The 1,120-nt window shown below is 65.9% G+C and carries 1 protein-coding gene; it reads left to right on the top strand.

The annotated features are described in order from the left end of the window. The first annotated feature begins 59 nt into the window (after positions 1-59). Positions 60-1,091 (top strand): IS630 family transposase, encoded by a 1,032-nt coding sequence (locus tag HGB44_RS31520; RefSeq protein ID WP_061083771.1) that lies wholly within the window; start codon positions 60-62, stop codon positions 1,089-1,091. Positions 1,092-1,120 lie beyond the last annotated feature (29 nt).

The raw sequence follows: 1,120 nt of genomic DNA, 5'->3' as shown, positions 1-1,120 counted from the left end.
TATTAAGAAATTCATAAGTTCCCGTAGTTACTTTATGCCTTTCGGGTATAATTTTCTGTATGGCGAAGAAAGGGCGCCGGGCCACGGAGGAAGAGCGGGAGTTGGCGATCCGGCTCATCGAGTCCGGCAGGAAGATCAACGAGGTCGTCGAGATCATGGGGGTGGGGCACCAGACCGTCTTCGACTGGTGGCGCAAGTACCGCGAGGGCGGCCGGGCCGCGCTGGCGACCAAGACCGCCCCGGGCCGCCCGTCGAGACTGAACGAGCGGCAAACGCGCGAGCTGCGTGCGCTCATCCTGGCCTGCGAGCCCCGGCACTTGGGTCTGGGGTACGCATTGTGGACACGGGCGCTGGTCAAAGAACTCATCCGGAGGCGGTTCGGGGTGTCGCTGTCGCCGGTGAGCGTTGGGCGCCTCCTCAAGCGGCTGGGGCTGTCGGCCCAACGCCCCCTCCACCGGGCCCACCAGCAGGATCCGGAGGCGGTGCGCGTATGGAAGGAGCAGACCTACCCGGCCATCCGCGCCCAAGCGGCCCAAGTCGACGGGCTGGTCCTGTTCGCCGACGAGGCGGGGGTGCGCACCGACTTCCACGCGGGAACCACCTGGGGCCAGGTGGGCGTCACACCGGTAGTCCAAGCCAGCGGCCAGCGACAGTCCGTCATGATGGTCTCGGCCGTCAGCGCGCTCGGCCACCTGCGCTTTCACCTGCACGAGGGGACGTTTAGGGCCCACGACTTCGTCGGCTTCTGCCGGCGGCTGTTGGCGGACGCGGGCACCGACGTGTTCCTGATCGTGGACAACAGCTCGGTGCACACCGCCAACGAGGTCAAGGAGTTCGCCCGCTCCACCGCCGGGCGGCTCCAAGTGTTCTTCCTCCCTCCGTACTCACCCGAGCTCAACCCGGACGAGTGGGTGTGGAAGAACGTGAAGAACGACCAGGTGGGACGCTCGGCCGTGCGCGGCCGGGACGGACTGAGGTGCGTCGCGCACAGCGCGCTCGCCCGCCTGCAAAAGACGCCCCGCATCGTGCGCGCCTTCTTCGGCGACCCGCACCTGTCCTACATCCGAGATGCCCCTCCGGACCACGCATGAAGTACGGAAACTTATGAATTAATTAGTAT

The sequence above is a fragment of the Nocardiopsis alborubida genome, assembly GCF_012396365.1.
Lineage (GTDB): Bacteria > Actinomycetota > Actinomycetes > Streptosporangiales > Streptosporangiaceae > Nocardiopsis > Nocardiopsis alborubida.
The sequence above is the reverse complement of the archived record's forward strand: the minus strand, read 5'-3'. Positions and strand labels throughout refer to the sequence as shown.

Excerpts from the sequence above, each read along its gene's own strand:
- HGB44_RS31520 (WP_061083771.1), top strand. The coding sequence starts at position 60 with ATGGCGAAGAAAGGGCGCCGGGCCACGGAGGAAGAGCGGGAGTTGGCG.